At 58.1% G+C, this 22,857-nt stretch carries 15 protein-coding genes and 4 tRNA genes; 8 read left to right on the top strand and 11 right to left on the bottom strand.

Translation table 11 applies throughout. The features are described from left to right. Positions 1–28: 28 nt before the first annotated feature. The 5 genes from tig to QUE75_RS07960 all read right to left on the bottom strand — a co-directional run bounded on the left by tig (position 29) and on the right by QUE75_RS07960 (position 2,047). Positions 29–1,333, bottom strand: a complete 1,305-nt coding sequence (gene tig / locus QUE75_RS07980; RefSeq protein WP_061330964.1) for a trigger factor — start codon at positions 1,331–1,333, stop codon at positions 29–31. A 215-nt stretch (positions 1,334–1,548) separates the two neighbouring features. Next, positions 1,549–1,633 (bottom strand) — tRNA-Leu (locus tag QUE75_RS07975). A 68-nt stretch (positions 1,634–1,701) separates the two neighbouring features. Further along, positions 1,702–1,777: transfer RNA gene (locus QUE75_RS07970), tRNA-His, on the bottom strand. Positions 1,778–1,861: 84 nt separating this feature from the next. Then, positions 1,862–1,938, bottom strand: a tRNA-Arg gene (locus tag QUE75_RS07965). 32 nt (positions 1,939–1,970) lie between these two features. Beyond that, positions 1,971–2,047, bottom strand: a tRNA-Pro gene (locus QUE75_RS07960). A gap of 247 nt (positions 2,048–2,294) precedes the next feature. On the opposite strand from QUE75_RS07960, the gene folD reads away from it, so the two are divergent. Next, complete coding sequence (gene folD / locus QUE75_RS07955) at positions 2,295–3,149, top strand: bifunctional methylenetetrahydrofolate dehydrogenase/methenyltetrahydrofolate cyclohydrolase FolD (protein ID WP_106695489.1); 855 nt, start codon at positions 2,295–2,297, stop codon at positions 3,147–3,149. A gap of 427 nt (positions 3,150–3,576) precedes the next feature. Here folD and QUE75_RS07950 read toward each other — a convergent pair whose 3' ends face one another. From QUE75_RS07950 to QUE75_RS07940, 3 genes are all read right to left on the bottom strand, one after another. After that, complete coding sequence (locus QUE75_RS07950) at positions 3,577–5,757, bottom strand: malate synthase G (protein ID WP_152437910.1); 2,181 nt, start codon at positions 5,755–5,757, stop codon at positions 3,577–3,579. A 151-nt stretch (positions 5,758–5,908) separates the two neighbouring features. Further along, on the bottom strand, positions 5,909–7,294 hold the full coding sequence (gene cysS, locus QUE75_RS07945; RefSeq protein WP_286254943.1) for a cysteine--tRNA ligase: 1,386 nt from the start codon (positions 7,292–7,294) through the stop codon (positions 5,909–5,911). After that, the gene (locus QUE75_RS07940) at positions 7,294–8,973 is read right to left on the bottom strand and encodes a glutamine--tRNA ligase/YqeY domain fusion protein (protein WP_286254941.1); all 1,680 of its coding nucleotides are present in this window, start codon (positions 8,971–8,973) and stop codon (positions 7,294–7,296) included. Before QUE75_RS07940 ends, cysS begins: the two co-directional genes overlap by 1 nt. 160 nt (positions 8,974–9,133) lie before the next feature. Here QUE75_RS07940 and QUE75_RS07935 point away from each other — a divergent pair, with 160 nt between their 5' ends. Both QUE75_RS07935 and lpxH read left to right on the top strand, forming a co-directional pair. Then, on the top strand, positions 9,134–9,634 hold the full coding sequence (locus tag QUE75_RS07935; protein ID WP_072677569.1) for a peptidylprolyl isomerase: 501 nt from the start codon (positions 9,134–9,136) through the stop codon (positions 9,632–9,634). Continuing rightward, positions 9,631–10,362 carry a UDP-2,3-diacylglucosamine diphosphatase gene (lpxH, locus tag QUE75_RS07930; RefSeq protein ID WP_138436467.1) on the top strand — a complete coding sequence of 244 codons (732 nt, stop codon included), beginning with the start codon at positions 9,631–9,633 and terminating at the stop codon, positions 10,360–10,362. The genes QUE75_RS07935 and lpxH overlap by 4 nt, the downstream gene beginning before the upstream one ends. 29 nt (positions 10,363–10,391) lie before the next feature. On the opposite strand, the gene QUE75_RS07925 is transcribed toward lpxH, so the two are convergent. Beyond that, positions 10,392–12,725, bottom strand: a complete 2,334-nt coding sequence (locus tag QUE75_RS07925; RefSeq protein WP_286254937.1) for a PQQ-dependent sugar dehydrogenase — start codon at positions 12,723–12,725, stop codon at positions 10,392–10,394. Between the two features lie 169 nt (positions 12,726–12,894). On the opposite strand from QUE75_RS07925, the gene QUE75_RS07920 reads away from it, so the two are divergent. Beyond that, on the top strand, positions 12,895–14,754 hold the full coding sequence (locus QUE75_RS07920; protein ID WP_152437905.1) for an LTA synthase family protein: 1,860 nt from the start codon (positions 12,895–12,897) through the stop codon (positions 14,752–14,754). Positions 14,755–14,779: 25 nt separating this feature from the next. After that, the gene (locus QUE75_RS07915; protein WP_286254933.1) at positions 14,780–16,561 is read left to right on the top strand and encodes a glycerophosphodiester phosphodiesterase family protein; all 1,782 of its coding nucleotides are present in this window, start codon (positions 14,780–14,782) and stop codon (positions 16,559–16,561) included. A 23-nt stretch (positions 16,562–16,584) separates the two neighbouring features. On the opposite strand, the gene QUE75_RS07910 is transcribed toward QUE75_RS07915, so the two are convergent. Beyond that, positions 16,585–17,355: a ferredoxin--NADP reductase gene (locus tag QUE75_RS07910; protein ID WP_061330955.1), complete on the bottom strand. Its 771-nt coding sequence runs from the start codon at positions 17,353–17,355 to the stop codon at positions 16,585–16,587. A 221-nt stretch (positions 17,356–17,576) separates the two neighbouring features. Here QUE75_RS07910 and QUE75_RS07905 point away from each other — a divergent pair, with 221 nt between their 5' ends. Together QUE75_RS07905 and QUE75_RS07900 are read left to right on the top strand one after the other, a co-directional pair. Next, positions 17,577–18,365 (top strand): universal stress protein, encoded by a 789-nt coding sequence (locus tag QUE75_RS07905; protein ID WP_286254928.1) that lies wholly within the window; start codon positions 17,577–17,579, stop codon positions 18,363–18,365. 90 nt (positions 18,366–18,455) lie between these two features. After that, positions 18,456–19,334, top strand: a complete 879-nt coding sequence (locus QUE75_RS07900; protein WP_061330953.1) for a LysR family transcriptional regulator — start codon at positions 18,456–18,458, stop codon at positions 19,332–19,334. A 52-nt stretch (positions 19,335–19,386) separates the two neighbouring features. Here QUE75_RS07900 and miaE read toward each other — a convergent pair whose 3' ends face one another. Further along, positions 19,387–19,995: a tRNA-(ms[2]io[6]A)-hydroxylase gene (gene miaE, locus QUE75_RS07895; protein ID WP_072678239.1), complete on the bottom strand. Its 609-nt coding sequence runs from the start codon at positions 19,993–19,995 to the stop codon at positions 19,387–19,389. Between the two features lie 260 nt (positions 19,996–20,255). Between miaE and QUE75_RS07890 the strand changes: the two genes are divergently transcribed. Continuing rightward, the gene (locus QUE75_RS07890) at positions 20,256–22,850 is read left to right on the top strand and encodes a bifunctional aconitate hydratase 2/2-methylisocitrate dehydratase (RefSeq protein WP_286255636.1); all 2,595 of its coding nucleotides are present in this window, start codon (positions 20,256–20,258) and stop codon (positions 22,848–22,850) included. Positions 22,851–22,857 lie beyond the last annotated feature (7 nt).

Raw genomic sequence — 22,857 nt, 5'->3', positions numbered from 1 at the left:
AAGCGACTCCGGGCCAGGCCCGGGGCCATCAGCGCTGGGGCTGACCGGCCTGAACCGCTTCTTCGTACTTCATTTTCTTCTCTTTCACTTTGGCCTGACCAAGCACATAGTCCACCACGGCATCTTCCAGAACAGATGACTCGATCTGAGCTTTCTGGTCCGGGTTGTTGGTGAAGTGCGCAACAACCTCTTCAGGCTGTTCATACGTAGATGCGATCTCCTGGATCTTTTCATCCACCTGGGCCGGCTCGGCCTTCAGGTCGTTCTTCTTGACCACTTCCTGGAACAACAAACCAGTCTTCACGCGGCGCTTGGCCTGCTCTTCGAAGATTTCCTTGGGCAGTTGCTGGAAGTCAACCTGGCCGCCGAAACGCTGAACGGCATCCTGACGCAGGCGATCAATTTCCTGATCCACCAGGGCAGCCGGAATCTCCAGCTCGGTGGTTTCCAGCAGTCCGTCAACAACGTCGTTCTTGACCTTGTTGGACACCGCCTGCTTGAGCTCGCGCTCCATGTTTTTCTTCACTTCTTCACGGAAGGTCGCTTCGTCTTCGGCTTCAATACCGAACTTCTTGAAGAACTCCTGGTCCAGTTCCGGCAGCTGCGGCTCTTCTACCTTGTGGATCTTGATATCGAACTTGGCAGGCTTACCAGCCAGGTCTTCGTTGTGGTAGTCCTCGGGGAACTCCACTTCGATTTCCAGATCTTCACCGGCCTTACCACCAACAATGGCCTTTTCGAAGCCCGGGATCATCTGACCAGAACCCAGAGTCAGACGATGGCCTTCAGCGGCGCCGCCTTCAAACTCTTCACCTTCGATGAAGCCTTTGAAGTCGATGGTCAGAACATCTTTGTTCTTGGACTTGCGCTTGACTTCTTTCATCGTGGCCTGCTGACGACGCAGGTTGTCAATCATGGTATCGATGTCTTTGTCGGTCACTTCAGCAACCGGCTTCTCTACCTCAACCTTGGACAGGTCGCCCAGCTCGATTTCAGGCAGCACTTCGAAGATGGCGACGAACTCGAGGTCTTTGCCCTCTTCCATGGTTTTCGGTTCAAACTTCGGCCAGCCAGCCGGGTTGATATCCTGCTCCTGCAGTGCCTTGATGTAATGGTCGCGCATGGCCTCGCCAACCACTTCCTGGCGAACGCTGTCACCGAAACGACGCTTGACCACGCTCATGGGCACCTTGCCAGGACGGAAACCGTTCAGGCGCACGGAACGGGCAGTTTCCTGCAGGCGTTTCTGAACCGCCTGATCGATTTCCTGGGCGGGCACACCAATCGTCATGCGACGCTCGATGTTAGAGGTCGTTTCAACAGACACTTGCATGGAAGTTCCTCAAATTACAGATTCTGTAGGTGAATGAAAATTAAGACAAACCCTGTTCAAAGCGACAAGCCCGAAAGGGACGCAAAATTAAAAGCCGGTAGTTTATCACGGTTTACCCCACCGAGAGAATCACCCGGTAAGGCTGAATATCGCTTTGAGACCAGCGCCACAACCGACATAGACAAAAATGGGGGCATTACTGAAAAAAGAAAGGGTGGTGCGAGAGGAGAGACTCGAACTCTCACGGGTTGCCCCGCTGGAACCTAAATCCAGTGCGTCTACCAATTCCGCCACTCTCGCGTATCTGGCACTGTACCGAAACGACCAAACGCCGTACAGACAGGCAGAAAAACAAACAAGGGGAAAAGTGGGGTGGACGAAGGGGTTCGAACCCTCGACCGCAGGAGTCACAATCCTGAGCTCTACCAACTGAGCTACGTCCACCACATCAGGGAGGTGCCTTTGGCACTCACTACTGCTTGCTTCAACTTTGCTGGTTTGGCGATCCGGTCCGGACTCACGACTTGATGGCGCGCCCGGCAGGACTCGAACCTGCGACCATCCGCTTAGAAGGCGGATGCTCTATCCAGCTGAGCTACGGGCGCTTGACCGTTCGCCCACCTGAATATCCAGAAAATGGTCGGGGTAGAGAGATTCGAACTCCCGACATCCTGCTCCCAAAGCAGGCGCGCTACCAGACTGCGCTATACCCCGTTTCGACTGAACAACAAGTGCCTCAGCAAAGTTGGCGCGCATATTACCGGCGGCTGAGGCATCCGTCAACAACGATTTCAAAAATCATAGAGATAACGTTGCCTAAAAAGACCCGGGCAGGCACAAAAAGTTCCCCAAGGAGCTTTGCCTGAGTCCCGGTTCAGCGCATTGGCGTAAATGCCGAAGCATGAGACAATGCCCGGCCTTCACTTCTTCACTATTCATGCCCAACCGACAAGACGGAAACATGAGCGCCAAACTGATTAACGGAAAAGAGATCGCCGCCCGGGTTCGACAACAGGTGGCTGCGGGCGTACAGGCCCGGAAAGCCAAAGGCCTGAGAGCACCCGGCCTGGCAGTGGTTCTGGTGGGCAACGACCCCGCCTCCCACGTGTACGTGGGCAATAAACGCAAAGCCTGCGATGAAGCGGGCATTCTGTCGCTGTCCTATGACCTGCCCGAAGACACCTCTCAGGCGGCCCTGGAAGCACTGATTGATGAGTTGAACGAAAACCCCGCGGTAGATGGCATCCTGGTTCAGCTCCCCCTGCCCTCACACCTCGACGCCGACCCGATTCTGGTGAAGATTCGCCCGGATAAAGACGTGGACGGCTTTCACCCTTACAACATCGGCCGCCTGATGCAGCGCAAGCCCTGCCTGCGCCCTTGTACACCGGCCGGCGTCATTACCCTGCTCGACTCCATAGGCACACCCTACAAAGGTCAGCACGCGGTCATTGTCGGCGCCTCAAACATCGTGGGTCGCCCCATGAGCATGGAACTGCTGCTGAAAGGCGCCACCACCACCGTATGCCACCGGTTCACCGACAATCTGGAGAAGTTTGTGGGCGAGGCGGACATCCTGATTGCCGCCGTCGGCAAGCCAGGCATTATCAAAGGCGAGTGGGTAAAACCCGGCGCCACGGTGATTGACGTGGGCATCAACCGCATGGACGACGGCAAGCTCTGCGGCGACGTAGACTTCGCCGCAGCCGCCGAACGCGCGGCGTACATCACCCCGGTCCCCGGCGGCGTAGGCCCCATGACCATCGCCACCCTGCTGGAGAACACCCTTTACGCGGCGGATGTGCTTCACCGCTAGCTGTCTGTCAGGGTCAGTCCCCAAAGGGGACTGACCCACTTTTGCCCGTCCCTGCCCCCTAGCTAGAACCCATGGGTCCAAAATGGGTCAGTCCCCATTCGGGGACAGACCCCTGGGGGACTGACCCACCTTTGCCCGTCCCCGCCCCGAAGCTCGAGCCCATGGATCTAAAAAGGGTCAGTCCCCATTCGGGGACAGACCCCAATGCCAAAGCTCGAGCCCATGGGTCCAAAATGGGTCAGTGCCCCAAGGGTCTGTCCCCAAAGGGGACCGACCCCCTTTTGCCCGCCCCTGCCCCGCAGCTAGAACCCATGGGGCCAAAATGGGTCAGTCCACGAGTGGAAGTCAGCAAAGGTGGGTCAGACCCCGTTCGGGGTCAGACCCAAAAAAAACCCGCCGGAGCGGGTTTTTTTGAACGCGGAGCAGATTACTGCCCGTACTTGGCCTTGGCCTTCTGGCGGTAGGCGTGCAGAAGCGGCTCGGTGTAGCCGGCCGGCTGCTCACGGCCTTTCAGAACCAGATCCACAGCTGCCTGGAAGGCGATGCTGTCGTCGAAGTTCGGGGCCATGTTGCGGTACGCGGCATCACCGGCGTTCTGCTTGTCTACTACGGCAGCCATGCGCTTCATGGTTTCCATGATCTGCTCTTCGGAGCAGATACCGTGGTACAGCCAGTTGCACAGCAGCTGTGAAGAGATACGCAGGGTCGCGCGGTCTTCCATCAGGCCTACATCGTTGATGTCCGGCACCTTGGAACAGCCCACGCCCTGGTCGATCCAGCGTACAACGTAGCCAAGGATACCCTGGGCATTGTTGTCCAACTCCTGCTGGATGTCTTCCGCGCTCAGTGAAGACGGATCGTCCATCACCGGAACCGTCAGGATGTCGTCCAGAGACGCCCGCTGACGGTTAGCCAGCTCTTTCTGCACATCAAACACGTTCACCTGGTGGTAGTGGGTGGCGTGCAAGGTAGCGGCCGTCGGCGACGGAACCCAGGCGGTGTTGGCGCCAGACTTCGGGTGGCCAATCTTGGCTTCCAGCATGCCGGCCATCAGGTCAGGCATGGCCCACATACCCTTACCAATCTGCGCAACACCAGACAGACCCGCTTCCAGGCCGATATCTACGTTCCACTGCTCGTAGGCGTTGATCCAGGTAGCCAGCTTCATCGGGCCCTTACGGATGAACGGACCCAGCTCCATGGAGGTGTGAATCTCGTCGCCGGTGCGGTCCAGGAAGCCGGTGTTAATGAACACGGTGCGATCTTTGGCAGCGTGGATACAGGCTTTCAGGTTCACCGTGGTACGGCGCTCTTCATCCATGATGCCCACTTTCAGGGTAAAGCGCGGCAGGCCAAGCGCATCTTCAACACGACCGAAGAATTCGTTGGTGAACGCCACCTCTTCCGGACCGTGCTGCTTGGGCTTAACAATGTAAACAGAGCCCTTGGTGCTGTTCTGGAACTTGCCATCAGCCTTCAGATCGTGAATGGCGATCAGTGAAGTGACCAGGCCATCCATCAGGCCTTCCGGAATCTCGTTACCGTCTTTCAGCAGGATGGCCGGGTTGGTCATCAGGTGGCCAACGTTACGAACGAACAGCAGGCTGCGGCCCTTCAGGGTCAGTTCGCTGCCATCAGCACCGGTGTAGGTGCGGTCGCCGTTCATACGGCGAGTCATCATCTGGCCGCCCTTCTCGAAGGACTCTTCCAGGTCACCTTTCATCAGGCCGAGCCAGTTCTTATAGGCTACTACCTTGTCGTCTGCGTCTACCGCCGCAACGGAGTCTTCGCAGTCCATGATAGTAGTCAGGGCAGATTCCATCAGCACGTCTTTGACGTTGGCACCATCGTCTTTGCCTATCGGATGGCTGGCATCGATCTGGATTTCAAAGTGCATGCCATTCTTCACCAGCAGAACGCCAGTAGGGGCATCGGCGGCACCGGTGTAGCCAACAAAGCCGGACTCGTCTTTCAGGCCGGTGACTTCACCATTCTGCAGTTTCACCGCCAGCTTGCCGCCATCGATGTAGTATTTTGCGGCATCCTTGTGGCTGCCGGACGCCAGGGGCGCTGAGCCATCCAGCAGATTACGGGCCCACTCGATAACCTTGGCACCACGTACCGGGTTGTAACCGCGGCCTTTCTCGGCACCGTTTTCTTCAGAGATGGCATCGGTGCCATACAGCGCATCGTACAGGCTACCCCAGCGCGCATTGGCGGCGTTCAGGGCAAAACGGGCGTTCATCACCGGAACAACCAATTGCGGGCCGGCCATGGTAGCGATTTCCGGATCTACGTTGGCAGTAGAGATTTTGAAATCGGCGGGCTCATCGACCAGGTAACCGATCTCTTTCAGGAACGCCTTGTACTCAGCCATGTCCAGCTTCTGGCCCTTGTGGTCACGGTTCCAGGCATCCATCTTTTCCTGGAGGGCGTCACGCTTGGCCAGCAATTCGCGGTTGCGCGGAGCCAGTTCGTTCACAATTTTGTCGAACTCGGCCCAGAATTTGTCAGCGTCAACACCGGTGCCCGGGATCGCTTCGTTATTTACGAAATCGTACAGATTCTTGGCGATCTGGATGCCGCCAACTTGAACGCGTTCTGTCATCGTTGCTTGCCTCAATGGGTTTGTAGTTCCCGACTCCCCTTCTAGCGCCACGGGCGCGGGGCATTCTGATTTGAGCGCCGCATTGTACGTGAAATTCCCTACAAGGTCATTCCCATGCAGCACAATGCGGCTTTAGGTGTAATGGTGCGAGTCAGGCCCGGCGCCAGGTGGTGCCTTCGCGACTGTCGTCCAGAATAATACCCTTTTCGAGCAGCTCATCCCGGATACGATCGGCCCCAGCAAAATCTTTCGCTTTGCGGGCATCGGCGCGGTCCTGAATCATGGCCTCAATATCTTCAGCAGTCAGCTCACTACCGGTATCGGCCTGGAAGAAAGCTTCCGGGTCTTGCTGAAGCAGCCCCAGCACGCCACCCAGACGAACCAGAATGGCTGCGCTGCGCTTGGCCTGCTCGTCATCGCCTTCACGGCGGTGATGATTGATGTCGTTGGCCACGGCATGCAAAACCGCGATGGCACCGGCGGTATTGAAATCGTCGTCCATCACTTCGGCGAACCGGTGATCGTGGTCGGTCTCCGGCACGTCACTGTCCTTGGCCGGGGTAATACCCCGCAGGGCATGATACAGCTTGGTCAACGTCCGCCCTGCCTCAGCAAGACTTTCCTCGGAATAGTCCACCTGGCTGCGATAATGGCTGGAGACCAGAAAGTAGCGCACCACTTCCGCCGGATACTTTTCCAGGATTTCCCGGATGGTAAAGAAGTTGCCCAAAGACTTGGACATCTTCTCTTTGTTCACCCGAATGGCGCCGGCGTGCATCCATGTATGTACAAACTTGTGGCCGGTGGCACATTCCGACTGGGCAATTTCGTTCTCGTGGTGCGGGAACAGCAGATCCGGCCCGCCACCGTGAATGTCGAAGGTGTCGCCCAGGCACTTGGTGGACATAGCCGAGCACTCGATATGCCAGCCCGGCCGGCCATCGCCCCAGGGAGACTGCCAACTCACTTCACCAGGCTTGGCGGCCTTCCACAAGGCAAAATCCGCAGGACTATGCTTGGCTTCCTGCACATCCACCCGGGCACCTGCCACCAGGTCTTCGAGTTTTTTCTTGCTCAGTTTGCCGTAGTCCGGGAAGGAATCCACCGCGAAATACACGTCACCGTTATCAGCCGCGTAGGCATGGTTGCCCGCAATCAGCGTCTGGATCATGGCGATGATATCGTCGATGTAGGCGGTAGCCCGCGGCTCATCGCTGGGAGCCAGCACACCCAGGCGAGCTTCGTCTTCATGCATGGCGTGAATCATGCGGTCGGTCAGGTCGGTGTAGACCTCACCATTTTCATCGGCCCGGCGCAGGATCTTGTCGTCGATGTCGGTGATGTTACGCACGTAAGTCACATCATAGCCACGGTGGCGCAGGTAACGGGTAACCACATCGAAGGCCACCAACACCCGGGCGTGGCCCAGGTGGCAGTAGTCGTAGACCGTCATGCCACACACGTACATGCGTACCTTACCCGGCTCGATGGTCTTGAACGCTTCCTTCTGCTGCGTCAGCGTATTGTAGATACGCATTACTTGCCTCCCTTGCCCCAGGAATCCCGAAGTGTGACTGTCCGGTTGAACACCGGCTTGCCGGCCTTGGCTGTCAGCTCCTGATCACAGAAGAAATAGCCCTCACGCTCGAACTGATACGGTAAATCGGTCCTTGGCTCGGCCAGACTTTTCTCAACCCGCGCGCCCTTCAGCACCACCAGAGACTCCGGGTTCAGGTGATCCAGGAAGTCACCTTCCTTGTCGCTGTCCGGGCTCTCGTGGTTAAACAGTCGGTCATACAGGTTGATATCGGTTTCGATGCTGTCATTGGCCGATACCCAGTGAATCACGCCGTTAGGCTTGTAACCTTCCGGGTTCACACCCAACGTGTTCGGATCGTACTCGCATTTGAGTTCAACGATCTCACCGCTGTCATCGCGCACCACCTCTTTACAGGTCATCACGTAACCTCCGCGCAGACGCACCGCCTGCTCCGGCGCCAGACGTTTCCACTTACGCGGCGGCTCCACCTCGAAGTCTTCCCGGTCGATGTACAGAGTCTGGCTCCAGGTGACGTCCCGCTCACCCATCTCCGGCTTCTGCGGATGCACCGGCAAGGTCAGGGTTTCGGTCTGATCAGCCGGGTAGTTGGTGAGAGTCACTTTTAGCGGGCGCATGACGCACATGGCGCGGGGCGCCCGGTCGTTCAGGTCTTCCCGGATGGCATACTCCAACATACCTACATCAACGGTACCACCAGCTTTGTTAACACCGATCATGTCGCAGAAGCTGCGTATGGATTCCGGGGTGTAACCACGGCGGCGCATGCCGGAAATAGTCGGCATACGCGGATCGTTCCATCCCTCTACCACATGTTCGTCCACCAGGCGCTTCAGCTTGCGTTTGCTGGTGATGGTGTAATTCAGGTTCAGCCGCGCAAACTCAATCTGGCGCGGATGGCACGGAACGGTGATGTTATCCAGCACCCAGTCATACAGGGGCCGGTGGTCTTCGAATTCGAGCGTACACAGGGAGTGAGTAATCCCCTCCAAGGCATCAGAAATCGGGTGGGTGAAGTCGTACATCGGGTAGATGCACCACTTGCTTCCGGTCTGGTGATGGTCGGCGTAGCGAATGCGGTAAAGAATCGGGTCCCGCAGGTTGATGTTCGGGGAGGCCATATCGATCTTGGCCCGCAACACCAACTCGCCGTTCTGGAACTTGCCGTCGCGCATGTCCCGGAACAACTGCAGGCTTTCTTCCACCGGGCGGTCCCGGTATGGGCTTTTCTTGCCGGGCTCCTTCAGGGAACCACGGTATTCAGCCATCTGCTCAGCATTCAGTGCACACACATAGGCCTTGCCTTTCTCGATCAACTCCTCGGCAAAGGCGTACAGCTGGTCAAAGTAATCTGAGGCGTAACGTACGTCGTCCGCCCACTCGTAGCCCAGCCACTCGACGTCCTGCTTGATGGCATCAATGTATTCCTGACTTTCCTTTTCCGGGTTGGTGTCGTCAAAGCGAAGGTTACACTCGCCACCGAAGGTTTGCGCAATACCAAAGTTCAAGCAGATCGACTTGGCGTGACCAACGTGCAGGTAGCCGTTGGGCTCCGGCGGAAAACGGGTAACGACCTTGCCAGTGTGCTCACCCTTGGCGATGGCGTCTTCGATCAGGCTCTGAATAAAATTGTGGGCTTTCTTCGACTCGGCGCTCATACAATCTCTGTCAACGGGGAATGGATCCGGGGAGCACGGTGCAGGCTCCCTTAAACCGCCTATTATACTCACAAATCGTTGCCGGACTCATGCACAGGACGAAACTCTTGAGTACAATGCAACCTTCAGACCCACAACCCCTATTTAACAGGACGACCTGATGATTCTGCTGCAGACCAACCACGGTGATATCAAACTGGAACTGGACTACGAAAAAGCCCCGGAAACCGCAAAGAACTTTGAGCAGTACGTTCGCGACGGTTTTTACGACGGTCTGATCTTTCACCGTGTTATCAGCAACTTCATGGTTCAGGGCGGCGGCTTTGAGCCGGGCATGACCCCGCGCAAAACCCGCGAGCCCATCCAGAACGAAGCCGACAACGGCCTGAGCAACATGGTCGGCACCATCGCCATGGCCCGAACCATGGACCCGCATTCTGCCACTGCCCAGTTCTTCATCAACGTGGAGAACAACGGATTCCTCGACCACACCGCCAAGAATGCCGAGGGATGGGGCTACTGTGTGTTCGGCAAAGTGGTTGACGGCATGGAGACCGTAAACAACATCCGCGCCGTTCGCACCACCATGCGTGCCGGCCACCAGGACGTGCCATTTGAGGACGTCATTATTGAAAAGGCCGAGGTTCTGGAGGACGCGTGACCACGCTGTTTATCTCGGATCTGCACCTTGAGGAGTCGCGCCCGGATATTACGGACGCGTTCCTGACGTTCCTGCGAGAGAAGGCAGCAGGGGTTGAGCAGCTCTACATTCTGGGCGACTTTTTTGAGGCCTGGATTGGTGACGACGAGCGCACACCGCTCCAGGAGCAGATTGCCGCCGCCCTGAAGCAACTCAGCGACAGCGGCACCCATATCTTCCTGATGCATGGCAACCGGGACTTCCTGATCGGAGAAGAATTCTGCCACCGGTCCGGCGCCACCCTGCTGGACGACCCGACGGTGATCGATCTGTATGGAACGCCTACTCTGCTGCTGCACGGCGACAGCCTGTGCACTGCCGATGTGGAATACCAGAAATTCCGCGCCAACATGCGCAACCCGCAGATGCAGAAGATGATGCTGGCCCGCCCCCTGGAAGACCGCCAGCAAATGGCAAAGCAATTACGGGCGCTGTCGATGGCCAAGAACCAGGGCAAGGCGGAAGACATCATGGATGTGACGCCAGAGGAAGTAGTCAAGGAGCTCGAAGCCCACGGCGTTCAGCTGATGATTCATGGCCACACCCATCGTCCGGCCGTGCACCACCTCGAAGCCAATAACAAACCAGCGCGCCGGATTGTGCTCGGTGACTGGCACAGCCACCTTTGGTGGCTGGAAGTACAGCCCGGCAAGGAAGCTGAGTTGAAAAAGCAGCCCCTGCAGCCTTGATGCCGCAGGGGTCGCCCCTTCCTCAGGCCTTACCCGTCGGTGGGCTCCCGATAGGTTTCCAGACGGCGCAGCCAACCCGGCAACCAGCGTTCCCGCTCTATGGCCTGCTCTGCCAGCTCGGCGCGCCGGGTAAGCACCCGGCCCGCGGCCTCTCGAAAGCGATCCAGCGGGCGAAGCCCCGGGCTCTTATCCATAGCCTGCAAGACCTGCAACAACCCCCAACCTTCGCCCTCATAGCGCTCCGTTTCTGAAAGCCCTTCGCCCTTGAAGTTGACGTAGTCCATCAACGCGTAGACACCACCGGGCGTTTGCCCAAGCTGCCACAAGCGTTCCCGAATAACCGGCCGCTGCGCTTCGGGCGCGGCATTAACCACCGTTTCCAGGGAGCGGGCGGCGCGTTCCTGGATAAAGCGCACCTGATAACCGCGGGTTTCATACAGGAGTGCCCGCAGCGCCTTTACCTCATCGGTCGCACTCGAACTACTGAGAAAACCGGCACGGTCTGGCCAGGGCGCGCCTTGGGTGCGGGCGTCTTCCAGCCAGCCGGGAAGCTGCACACCGCGATCAACCATAAAGTCCAGAAGCGCCGGGAAACTCTCGGTAAAACGTCCGCTTTCGCCCTCCGGATACCAGATAAAGTGGCCAATCCCCAACGAAGGAAACGCTTCGCCCTCATTCCAGTGCACCAGGCATTCATGCCGCCCGGCACATTCGTTTCGGAAAATTCGTTCTCCAACCCAGGCCAGCTCTTCGGCCGTCAACGTCATGGTCTGTGCCTGCTCCAGCACCTGGCCCGACACTCGCAGCAACCGCCCATCGGCTGAGTCGGTCAAGAGATACAGGGCGCCGTCGGGCCCTTGCCGCACATCGCGGATACGCTCACCAAGCTCAGAAAACAGGCGCTCGCTTTCCACAACCCGGCCCTCGCTGAGAACAACCCGATGCACACTCTTATTGGCCAGGGCGCCGACAAACAGGTTGCCTCGCCAATGGGGGAACTGATGGCCGTCATACAATGTCAGGCCCGATGGTGCGATGGACGGCGTCCATGACCACAGGGGTTGCTCGGTACCCTCGTATCGTTTGAATGGCGTTACCATGGCACCGGTATAGTCACGGCCATCGGTGGCCAACGGCCAGCCGTAATTGCGCCCGGCCTCGATCAGGTTGATCTCGTCACCGCCACGGGGGCCGTGTTCGTGAGCGATGACCCGGTCATTACCGGCATCGTAGACCAGCCCCTGAACATTTCGATGCCCCAGGCTGAAGATCTCCGGCAGAGCGCCGTCCACCTGTACGAACGGATTATCCGCCGGAATGGAACCGTCCGGATTCAGTCGCACGATGGTGCCCAGATGGCTGGACAGTTTCTGTGCTTCCTCCCGAAAATCGAAGCCATCCCCCAGGGTTACCAGCAAGGTGCCGTCGGCCAGCCAGGCCATGCGCCCACCGTAATGGGCATCACCATATTTACCCGGCCTGGCCCTGAAGATTTCCCGCACTTGCATCAGTTCGCTTCCTACAAGCTGGCCACGGGCGACGCACAGATGATTTTCCCGAACCGTGCCACAGGCATAGGCGAGGAACACACCACGACGTCGATCATCCCCCGCCCTGCCATCAAAGCCGGGCTCGAGTAGCACATCAAACAATCCGGCCTGGCCGGAGGCGAATACGTCCGGGACACCCGACACCTGCACCTGATGCCCATCCGGCGATACTTTTTTCAGTTCTCCAGCGCGCTCGGTCACCAGAAAATCACCCCCTGGCAGGAATGCCAACGACCACGGGTGATCAAGCCCTTCAGCGACCACGTCTATCCGATAATCGGCCGCTTCCTGGGCCAATGTCGGCTCCGGAGCGCCCACGCCGGCCAATACCAAGAAAGGTGCTATCAGACCATGACGGGCCACGGTCATGGTCATCTTGCCCGTCAGTTGCGCAAACACCCATCCCGCTACTGCTGCGGTCCCCAGCATCGCCAACAGCCCGGGCAGGGTTCGGGTTGCTGCGATCAGTGTCGGCATGGGCGCCAACACATCAACCAGGGCCAGCGTTGCCCACAACGCAAGAGCTCCACCAAGGGCATACCAGAAATCCCGGTAGGGCCAGCCCAACAACCGGAGCAATCCCGCAGTTACCAGGAAGCCCGGAACCAATGCAGCGGCCAGCAGCACCCCATAGACAGGCGCGAACCCAACCAGGTCCTGCCCCATGACAACGAGGCGATCCACCAGGCTGAACGAGGCCCCAAGGGCCGACAACGCCGACAGGTTGAACTGAGTCTGCACCAGACTGCCGAGAAACGCGCCGCACACCACCGCGATGGCTCCCGCAATTACGATTTGGACACTTTTTTTCATTCCCCTGCGCTTCCCGTAGTGATGATTTTCTGACAAAGGCTCTGATAACGAAGGAATTTTCAGAAACTTCCCGGCCATCTGATCCGTTACCTTAGCAAGCTCCAGCGGTTGAAGCACAAGCCTCTTGCCTCATACTGTTCATATAACGCAACTGACACGAGTGAACCCTATGACAGGGAACCGGGCTTCTCTTGCAGCCTGTTTCATACGCACCTTCTTCCTTGCCTGGATCTGGCTGGCAGTGATTCGCGGCCTGCTGATCATTCAAAGCGGGGTACTCCCGAGCCTGCCCGGTACCCTGGGCGGCGACGTTGCCGGGGCTTTTTTGCTGGCCGTATTCCTGCATCTATCGGTTGGCGTTGTCCGCGCCCTGTTGATCACCGCCCTGGGCGTCGCACTCTATGTGGCCGGCATGCACCTGACGGCCCATGGAACGCTTTTCCAACTGGCCTTTGCCGGCAAGGGTATGGACAGCACGTTCATTACCGGCAGCCTGCTCAACATCTATCTGATAACCCTCCCGGGCTACCTCGTGCTGGCCTGGCTGTTGCACTGGCTGCATCGAAAATGGGTGCCCACTTCAGAGCGTGCGCCAGTCCTGCTTATCAGTTCCGCCGTTCTGGTCACCGGCCTCTACACTCTGTCGTTTCCGAGCCTGACGACACCCGCCAATAATGTGGTGGCCAGCACTGTCGCCCAGGTTCCAGGTACGTTGCTCAATCCGGTTGGCACTGCTATCGGTGACGAAACCACTGAACTCAGTGAGCAACTGGACAGACGAACAAACTTTTTCCACCAACAAACCAGCAACTTTCAGAATCCCGAGCCACCCAATGTTCTGTTGATCATGATCGAGGGGCTGTCCGGAGGCTACCTGCCGAAAATCAGCCAATATCACAACCTTCAGCCCATCGTCTCTCTCGACACTCTGGAGGCGACGTTCGACGCCTTCGGTTTCCGGGTCTACAACAACGTGCTGAGCATGGAACGGCAGACGGATCGCGGCACCTTTGCCCTGGTGTGTGGGCGCTACCCCGACTTGCGCCGGCCATCGGAGAAGATGTTGGCCGTCGCGGAAGACAAAGCCAATCCCGACTGCCTTCCGGGGAAGCTGAAAGATCAGGGCTACACCACCGCTTACTGGCAAGCTGCGCCAATCGAATACATGAAAAAAGATCAGTTCATGCCCCGGGCGGGCTATGAGAACGTCACCGGCGCAGAGGCATTTGGTCACGCGCAGGAACAGGATGGCTGGGGACCGCCAGACCCGACGTTCTTCCCGGACATTGCTGAACGCCTGAGTGAACTGGATAGCCAACGCGGCCCCTGGTTTGTCACAACCCTGAATGTCGGCACCCACCATCCGTTCAACATCGGACCAGAAGCCGAACAGGAACTGGAAGCCGAGCAGGCCAACCAATCTCCTTCTGAAGAAACAACGGGGCTCCCTGCCACCCAGATGGCTCGCAAAAAGGCCATGGTGGTCATGGCCAACTCCCTAGAACGCTTTCTGACACAGCTTGAGCAGGAAGGACTGCTGGACAACACTCTGGTGATTGTCACATCCGATGAATCCGGCGGCTTTGTTCGCGACGACCATGAGACCTTGCCGCTGAACAGCAACCTCGGCGTGCTGGCCATACGCTCGCCGGGCCGGCCAGACCTCAGTGAATTCGCACCGGAAAACCGGATTGTTGCCCAGTTCGACATCCCGATGACCATTCTGGATGCTACGGGCAACGGCCACCTGGCCGGGGACATGCTTGGCCGAAGCCTGCTGTCTGAGCCGACGGAGCCTGCTCGCGACCTGATGCTGGCCGACACCTACACCGGCATGAAGTACTTTCTCCGGGAATCCGGCACCCTACTCGCCTGTACCGAATTGACTACCCGCTGCAGCAACTGGGCGTTCGATCCAGACAGACTGTTCGGAAGCCTGCAACAAACCGAAGACGAACCCTTCCTGTCCTTCGATGAGCGCCTGGCACTGCTGGAGAAAGCCACACTGCTGACCCAGGAAGGCGAATAACGTGCTACCCCTGCTAAGACAAGGCTTGGCCCTGTTCCGCCACCATCATCGGTCATTGCTTGCGCTCTACCTGACCTTCACCGGTTTATCCATCGCGGTATTTACACCGCTGATTACTGCCGCGGTGTCTCTGCTCAGGCCACTCACCGGTGACGCGGCCATCACAACCGGTGGCCTGCTGGACTTTCTGGCATCGCCGGGCGGCGTGCTCTGGCTGCTGGTAACCCTGTTACTTGCAGCGGTACTGATCGTCCTCCAACTGGCCGGGGTTACTTTGATCGCCGCCCAGACTGGCAATCACACCTCGAGGGCAGCCATCCGTGCCTTGGTGGGGATTGGTCGGCGCTTGCCGCAACTGGCTCTACTGGCCATCATTCAAACCCTGGCGCATTTGTTGATTGCCTTGCCATTTCTGGCGGCCATGGGCTTCGCCGCACATCTGTTGCTCAACAACTTCGACCCTTACCTGCTAAACCTTGAGCGCCCACCGATTCTCTGGTGGTTCCTTGGCTTCTGTCTGGTCATGCTGGGTGCCATTGTGGTGGCCAACGGCACCCTGTTTCTCCGCTGGATTCTTTCCATCCCGGCCCTGATGCTGGACCAACAAACACCGATGGCGGCCCTTCAACAGAGTGCCCGCGACACCCGCGGCGCTCATCGCGAAACGGTCGGTCTCCTGTCGCTTGGTATTGTCGCGGTGCTGGCCATGCCGGCCGTGGTAACGCTGGTGTTTGATTTGCTGGCGGCCAGTGTGTTCAGGGTTGTGCCAGCGAAAGCCAGTATCCTCTTGCCCGTGGTTATCCTGTTGGTGGGGAGCTACCTTCTCGTCAGTCTTGCCCTTACCTTCCTGGCCAGCTCGACACTGGGCACCCTCATCGTCGCCCGCTACAAAGCAATACCCGGGCGCAAGCTGCAATGGCAGCAGCCGTCTCCGGACCGACAGGATGCAAAAACCGGGCGCCGGCTTTGGCTGCTCGAGGTCGTGATCATCGCGCTGGTACTGACCCAAAGCGTTCAAGTGGTCAACTCGCTGAACCAGCAAGACAAAGCGACCATAACGGCCCACCGTGGCAGCGCCTTCAAAGCTCCGGAAAATACTCTCAGCGCCATACACCAAGCTGTAGAGGACGGTGCCGACTACGTTGAAATTGATGTCCAACTGACCGCAGACGGCGTACCAGTGCTCTGGCACGACCAGGATATGGCGAGGATATTCGGAAAGCCGGAACGGATTGGCGATGTCCGGTATGACGACATCCATCATCTGGATGCCGGCTCATGGTTTGGTGATCACTTTGCCCATGAGCGTATCGCAACGCTGGAGCAAGCGGTCAAGGCCACCCGTGGCCAGGCCCGACTGTTTGTTGACCTGAAACCGAACCGCAACGAGCGGGCACTGGTAACCGCCGTTGTCCAGACCCTGCAAGAAAATAATGCCGTGGAAGGCACTATCATTGCAGCAGCTGACTGGCCCAGCCTGGAACTGGCAAAGCAAATGGAACCGGGCCTGAAAACCGCGTTGCTGGCACAGTTCGTGGTAGGCCCCTTGTGGCAGGATCGTTACGACATTCTGGCGCTGCGCCTGAACCGGGCCACCCCGGCAGCGGTCGCCAGGGCGCACAAGGCGGGCAATGAGCTGCATGTGTGGACTGTCAATCAACCGTCCGACATGGCACGCTTTCTGGATATGGGCGTTGATAATATCATTACCGACCGCCCGGATGTGCTGGCTGAGCTGATGGCAGAGCGCGCGGCGCTCAGCGATGGTGAGCGCCTGGCAATGCAGATCCGCAACTGGCTGAGGTAGACCGCAGCAGGCCCAAAGGCGGTTTACTGCTCCACAAACGCCCGTTCAATAACGTAGTGGCCCATGTCGCCGCCGCGAGCCTCACGGAAGCCCATGTTATTGAGAATGCTGCAGGTGTCCTTGAGCATGCTCGGGCTGCCGCAAATCATGAAGCGATCCTGCTCCACATCAAAATCGGGCAAACCGAGATCACGGGTGATCTTGCCAGTCTCCATGGCATCGGTCAGGCGACCCTGGTTGCGGAAGGGCTCACGGGTGACCGTCGGGTAGTACAGCAATTTGCCGTGCACCATCTCACCGAAAAACTCGTTTTCCGGCAGGTCCTGGATATCCTGCTGGTAAGCCAGCTCAGACACATACCGTACCCCGTGGGTCAGGATGACCTTGTCGTAGGCTTCATACACCTCAGGGTCTTTGATAATACTCATGAACGGCGCAAGCCCGGTGCCGGTGCTGATCAGCCAGAGGTTGCGTCCCGGCAACAGGTTATCCAGCACCAGGGTGCCGGTGGGCTTACGACTGACCAGAATTTCATCCCCCACCTGAATCTTCTGCAGTCGTGACGTCAGTGGGCCGTCCGGAACCTTGATCGAGAAAAACTCAAGCTCTTCCTCATAGTTGGCGCTGGCGATACTGTAGGCCCGCATAAGCGGCTTGCCGTCTGTTTCCAGACCAATCATGACAAAGTGCCCGTTCTTGAAACGGAACCCCGGGTCCCGGCTGGTCTTGAAACTGAACAGAGTATCGTTCCAGTGGTGAACGCTGGTGACCGTTTCTTTCATCAGATTACTCATGGCAGCCTCGTTGTTGCGACTTCATACAGGTTATATGGGAATTCAATGGGTAAAGTTTAACCCGACAGGTTAAATCGACAAAACAGGCAATACTCATATATGTGTTCGATTTTATAGATATACATCGATAACAAACTGACCGGGGTCATGGTCTTCAGGTTACTCCTGAACTAGCCTGAAAGAAATTGGTCCCAGAACAAACAACCACCAGGGAGAACACCATGCTCGATCACCTGATTCTGACCGTGGACTACACCAAGGAATGGGAACAGGCTATGGAACAGCTGCCAGCTTTGCTCAAACTCCTGGGCACCCGGAAGATTACGCTCACCTATGTCCTGCAGACCCATAAACGACTGCATCCGGACGACACCGAAGGCTCGGCTACAGAACGGTTACGGAGGATCGGGGAACACCTCAAGAACAGCCTGGGCATAGAAACCGCCACCCACGTTTCCAAGGGCTTTGTTGCCCAGGAAGTCCAGGCTCTGGCCAAGAAACTCAACGCCGACGGCGTCGTAGCGTGCAACCGCAGCCATCGGGCAGCCAAGGAACTGTTCTTCGGAAACACCGCCCTGAACCTCGCCCGAATGACCAAAGTTCCGCTATTGATCATTCCGGTCCAGGACGAGCCACCGGCGGCCGAAGAGGAGATTTTGCTGGCCACCGATGGATCAAAGGCGTCATTCAATGCCCAGGCTGTGTTTGAAAAGCTCATGGCCAACCAGCGCACCGGGCGCGTGGTATGGGCACATCCCGAGGAGCCGGAACAATCTGATGAAGCCACGGAACAGAGGATCAATGAACTGGCAGAGCGTCACCCAAACGTACACCGGAATATCCTGACCGGCCGGCCGGTGGACCAGATCCTGAAAACCATCAATGACACCCGCCCCCTGTTGACCATTATGGGGAAACGGGGCTCAACACCCATTCAGGAGATCATGATCGGCAGTACCACGGAACATGTGGCGGCCGGCAGCCCCTACCCGGTACTGATGATCCCCTGAACCGGCCATCACGGTTGTGTTGGCGGCAGTGACCGGCTAACGTATCGATCAGACAGGACATTTTCTTTCATCTATCCGGCCTGATCGATTATGAAGTACAGCTTCCGCCAACTCGAGGTCTTCCTCGCCGCCGCCCATTTCCAGAACATTACCCGGGCGGCGGAATCCCTTGCCATGTCGCAATCCGCGGCCAGCAGTGCCCTCAAGGAGCTGGAATCCCAATTCGATATCCAGCTGTTTGACCGGGTGGGCAAACGGCTGCAACTGAACGAGCTGGGCCGGCTGTATCGGCCGAAAGCCGAAGCCCTGCTGGCTCAGGCGAGGGAGCTGGAACAGGCCTTCAGCAAACACTCCGAGGTCGGCGCTCTGAAAGTGGGCGCCACACTCACTATCGGCAATTACCTGGCGGTAGGCGTGATGGCCGAGTACATGAGCTCGCCAAACCACCCGAAAGTTTCTCTGGAAGTTGCCAACACCAGCACCATTGCAAGACGGGTTCGGGACTTTGAACTCGACATCGGTTTGATCGAGGGCGAGCTGCAGGCGTCGGAGCTGGAAGTGATTCCCTGGCGAGAAGACCGCCTGGTGGCCTTCTGCTCCCCTGACCACCCGCTGGCCGGCAAGGGCGAACTGACCGACGACGATCTGCGCGCCGCCACCTGGATTCTCCGGGAACAGGGCTCCGGCACCCGCCAGAGCTTCGAACGGGGCATGCACGGGCTACTGCCAGACCTGAACGTGCTACTGGAACTGGAACACACCGAGGCCATCAAGCGGGCAGTAGAAGCCAACCTGGGCATCGGCTGCCTGTCAGAGGTGGTCCTGGCCGACGCCTTCAAACGCGGCAGCCTGGTGCCCCTGGCCATCCCTCACCGCCAGTTCGACCGGCACTTCTACTTCATCCTGCACAAGCAGAAATACCGAAGTGCGGGGATTGCCCGGTGGATGACGCTGTGTGAGGAGCTTTAGAGATTTTTTTCTCTTTCGTCCGTGAGCGTCTGTGAATGTCCGTGGCGAAGAGTCAGTAAGCGAGAGGCCCACTGTGAAACCGGAATTCCGTATCCGGCTCTTCAATCAGCTTCTGCTCGATGGCCATAAACTCCGCCACCCGATCTTGCACCGGGCCACCGTTGGCCCGCTGTGCCAGTACCAGATAATCCTGGTAATGCCGCGCTTCAGATTTCAGCAAACTGTTGTAGAACTCCGCCAGCTTGTCATCAAGGTGCGGCGCCAGGGCGGCAAAGCGTTCACAGGATCTCGCCTCGATGATGGCGCCTACAATCAACACATCCACCAAGCGGCCAGGGTCATCCTTGCGAACGGCTTCACGCAGGCCTGCAGCGTAACGGGCCGGCGAAAGATGTGAATAAATCACCCCCCGCTTCTTCATGATCGCCAGCACCTGCTCAAAATGCCGCAACTCCTCCCGGGCCAGGCGGGACATCTTGTTGAGCAGATCGGTGTTGTCCACATAGCGGTACATCAGGCTCAGCGCGGTGGAGGCCGCTTTCTTCTCGCAGTGGGCGTGGTCAATCAGCATCACATCCTGATTGGCCAGCGCATTCTCAATCCACTGTACCGGCGTGCGGCAGGGCAAAAATTCGTGTATCTCTTTCAGGGCGTCATTCATGGCTTCAGCAGCAGTCTGATTCATCAAGCGCGGCAGTATAGCGCAGCTAGCAGATCTCTCCGACCTCTGTCCAACTTAACTTTATAAGGGGTTTCCTATAGAATGCAGCGCCAGATCAAGGAGTCTCTGAATAAATCCTGAAACCCCATCGGTGATTTGAGGCGTTATTCAGAGGCTCCTGCGGCCTTTTCGCCAAAAAACCTCCCGCCAGGCAAGCTTGCCTCCGGCGCGGGACATTCCAACTGATGAGGGTCCATATCGTGTTAGAAGCCTACCGTGAACACGTTGCCGAACGTGAAGCCCTGGGTATCCCACCCAAGCCCCTGAACCCCGAGCAGACTGCTGGTCTGATTGAGCTGCTGAAAAACCCGCCGGCCGGCGAAGAAGCCACCCTGGTTGACCTGTTGGAAAACCGCGTACCACCGGGCGTGGACGAAGCAGCTTACGTTAAAGCTGCGTTCCTGACCGCGATTGTTAAGGGTGAAGCAACGTCTCCTCTGATCGACAAAAAGAAAGCTGTGCAGCTGCTGGGCATGATGCAGGGCGGCTACAACATCGCGACTCTGGTTGACCTTCTGGACGACAGCGAACTGGCCGAGCTGGCCGGTGAAGAACTCAAGCACACCCTGCTGATGTTCGACGCGTTCAACGACGTTAAAGAAAAGATGGACGCTGGCAACGCCGTTGCCAAGTCTGTGGTTGAGTCCTGGGCCAACGCCGAGTGGTTCACCAAGAAGAACAAGGTTCCCGAAAGCACCAAGATGGTGGTGTTCAAGGTGACTGGCGAAACCAACACCGACGACCTGTCTCCGGCTCCGGATGCCTGGTCCCGTCCGGACATCCCGCTGCACGCCCGCGCCGCTTACAAGATGGAGCGCGACGGCCTGAAGCCCGAAGAGCCCGGCGTAACCGGCCCGATGAGCCAGATCGACGAAATCAAATCCCGCGGCCTGCCGGTTGCTTTCGTCGGTGACGTAGTCGGTACCGGCTCTTCCCGTAAGTCTGCCACCAACTCCGTTCTGTGGTTCTTCGGTGACGACATCCCGGGCGTGCCGAACAAGCGTGCCGGCGGTGTGTGTATCGGTAACAAGGTTGCCCCGATCTTCTTCAACACCATGGAAGACGCTGGCGCCCTGGTATTCGAAGCACCGGTCGACAACATGAACATGGGCGATGTGATTGAAATCCGCCCGTACGAAGGCAAGATCCTGAACGAAGCCGGTGAAACCATCTCCGAGTTCAAGTTCAAGTCTGACGTGATCCTGGACGAAGTTCAGGCTGGCGGCCGTATCCCGCTGATCATCGGCCGTGGCCTGACCGCCAAGGCCCGTACCGCACTGGGCATGGGCGCAACTGATCTGTTCCGTCTGCCAAAAGATCCGGAAGCCGGCACCAAGGGCTTCACCCTGGGCCAGAAGATGGTCGGCAAGGCCTGCGGTCTGGATGAAGGCCAGGGCGTGCGCCCGGGCACCTACTGTGAGCCGCACATGACCACCGTAGGCTCCCAGGACACCACCGGCCCGATGACCCGTGACGAGCTGAAAGACCTGGCGTGTCTGGGCTTCCAGGCTGACCTGGTGATGCAGTCGTTCTGTCACACCGCCGCTTATCCGAAGCCGGTAGACGTAGAAATGCAGCACACCATGCCGGACTTCATCCGCACCCGTGGCGGTGTTTCCCTGCGTCCGGGCGACGGTATCATCCACTCCTGGCTGAACCGCATGCTGCTGCCGGACACCGTAGGTACCGGTGGTGACTCCCACACCCGTTTCCCGATGGGCATTTCCTTCCCGGCCGGTTCTGGCCTGGTTGCGTTTGCTGCTGCCACCGGCGTTATGCCGCTGGATATGCCGGAATCGGTTCTGGTTCGCTTCAAAGGCGAAATGCAGCCGGGCATCACCCTGCGTGACCTGGTACACGCCATTCCGCTGTACGGCATCAAGCAAGGCATGCTGACTGTTGAGAAGAAGGGCAAGATCAACGAATTCTCCGGCCGTATCCTGGAAATCGAAGGTCTGGAGCACCTGACCGTTGAGCAGGCGTTCGAACTGTCTGACGCTTCCGCCGAGCGTTCCGCAGCAGGTTGTACCATCAACCTGTCTGAAGAGTCTGTTGCCGAGTACCTGCGCTCCAACATCACCATGCTGCGCTGGATGATTGCCGAAGGTTACGGCGATCCGCGCACCCTGGAGCGTCGTGCCCAGCAGATGGAAGAATGGCTGGCCAATCCGAAGCTGATGCGTGCTGACAAAGACGCCGAATACGCTCACGTGGTTGAGATCGACCTGGCCGACATTAAAGAGCCGATCGTTTGCTGCCCGAACGACCCGGACGATGCCAAGTTCCTGTCCGAAGTGGCTGGCGACAAGGTGGACGAAGTGTTCATCGGCTCCTGCATGACCAACATCGGTCACTTCCGTGCCGCCGGCAAACTGCTTGAGCAGCACAAAGGCCCCCTGAGCACCCGTCTGTGGATGTCTCCGCCCACCAAGATGGACCAGGCCCAGCTGATGGAAGAAGGCTACTTCAACACCTACGGCACCGCCGGTGTTCGCACCGAGATGCCGGGCTGTTCCCTGTGCATGGGTAACCAGGCACGTGTAGCGCCGAAGTCGACTGTTCTGTCTACCTCTACCCGTAACTTCCCGAACCGTCTGGGTGATGGTGCCAACGTGTACCTGACCTCTGCGGAACTGGCAGCTGTGGGCGCGGTACTGGGCAAACTCCCGACTCCGGCGGAGTACATGGAGTACGCCAAGGACCTGAACAGCATGTCCAAAGAGATCTACAAGTATCTCAACTTCGACCAGATGGACGAGTACACCAAGAAGGCGTCTGAGGCTTCTGTAGCCTGAGACCCTC

The organism is Marinobacter shengliensis, from assembly GCF_030297115.1.
GTDB lineage: Bacteria > Pseudomonadota > Gammaproteobacteria > Pseudomonadales > Oleiphilaceae > Marinobacter > Marinobacter shengliensis.
Note: the sequence above shows the minus strand (reverse complement) of the source record. Positions and strands in the feature narration are given on the sequence as shown.

Bases quoted from the DNA above. Each gene is read 5' to 3' on its own strand.
- tig (WP_061330964.1), bottom strand. From the start codon at position 1,333: ATGCAAGTGTCTGTTGAAACGACCTCTAACATCGAGCGTCGCATGACG.
- folD (WP_106695489.1), top strand. From the start codon at position 2,295: ATGAGCGCCAAACTGATTAACGGAAAAGAGATCGCCGCCCGGGTTCGA.
- QUE75_RS07950 (WP_152437910.1), bottom strand. From the start codon at position 5,757: ATGACAGAACGCGTTCAAGTTGGCGGCATCCAGATCGCCAAGAATCTG.
- cysS (WP_286254943.1), bottom strand. From the start codon at position 7,294: ATGCGTATCTACAATACGCTGACGCAGCAGAAGGAAGCGTTCAAGACC.
- QUE75_RS07940 (WP_286254941.1), bottom strand. From the start codon at position 8,973: ATGAGCGCCGAGTCGAAGAAAGCCCACAATTTTATTCAGAGCCTGATC.
- QUE75_RS07935 (WP_072677569.1), top strand. From the start codon at position 9,134: ATGATTCTGCTGCAGACCAACCACGGTGATATCAAACTGGAACTGGAC.
- QUE75_RS07925 (WP_286254937.1), bottom strand. From the start codon at position 12,725: ATGAAAAAAAGTGTCCAAATCGTAATTGCGGGAGCCATCGCGGTGGTG.
- QUE75_RS07920 (WP_152437905.1), top strand. From the start codon at position 12,895: ATGACAGGGAACCGGGCTTCTCTTGCAGCCTGTTTCATACGCACCTTC.
- QUE75_RS07910 (WP_061330955.1), bottom strand. From the start codon at position 17,355: ATGAGTAATCTGATGAAAGAAACGGTCACCAGCGTTCACCACTGGAAC.
- QUE75_RS07905 (WP_286254928.1), top strand. From the start codon at position 17,577: ATGCTCGATCACCTGATTCTGACCGTGGACTACACCAAGGAATGGGAA.
- QUE75_RS07900 (WP_061330953.1), top strand. From the start codon at position 18,456: ATGAAGTACAGCTTCCGCCAACTCGAGGTCTTCCTCGCCGCCGCCCAT.
- miaE (WP_072678239.1), bottom strand. From the start codon at position 19,995: ATGAATGACGCCCTGAAAGAGATACACGAATTTTTGCCCTGCCGCACG.